The sequence below is a fragment of the Vibrio sp. 811 genome (assembly GCF_033339195.1).
The window spans coordinates 1-590 of record NZ_JAWOUB010000658.1; the positions used below are offsets into that span (position 1 = coordinate 1).

Consider the following 590-nt stretch of genomic DNA (forward strand, 5'->3'; position numbering starts at 1 on the left):
AAAATGCACTTTGCAACCATCGGCGAGCGATAAAAAACGCCGAGGCTAAAACAACGTAAGTGAACACAATGAGGGCGGGAATCGAGGTAAGATTCTCCGCCCACCAAATATGTTCAATTTGCCTGACCGCCAGCCAAATAAGAGCAGGTAGAAGCAATATTATCCACTTAAAAACGCTCGACACACGCACTGCTCGTTTCGCTATTACATATCATAAGCTTAAATGCAATTTCTCAACTCGCCAGTGCGTGAAGCGTTGATGTTAGACGTGGTGTACCGCCTCCTCGACAGGCTCTGGTTGAGCGGCCGTTTCACTGATTTCAATCTTAACCGCTGCGACTTTGAATTCAGGAATTTTCGCATGCGGGTCCGTTGCCGTAGTCGTCAAGCGGTTGACTGGCGACTCAACGAAATGGAACGGAATAAACACGACGCCTTTTTGCATTCGCTTGGTCACAAACGCATCAATTTCGATGCTGCCACGACGAGTCGACACTTTTAGGCGCTGACCATTATGGATACCAATTGCTTCGGCATCTTCAACACTGATCATCGCTCTTGGCCCAGCAAGGTTATCCAACCCTTTCGTT

General features: G+C 48.0%; 1 protein-coding gene and 1 pseudogene. Both read right to left on the reverse strand.

Annotated elements, in window-relative coordinates:
• Positions 1-157 (reverse strand): annotated as a pseudogene (locus R7Q46_RS28665) (endonuclease/exonuclease/phosphatase family protein); the annotation flags it as partial.
• Positions 158-262: 105 nt separating this feature from the next.
• Positions 263-590, reverse strand: a 328-nt coding sequence (locus R7Q46_RS28670) for a molybdopterin dinucleotide binding domain-containing protein (RefSeq protein WP_318078508.1), incomplete at its 5' end; no start/stop codon positions are given.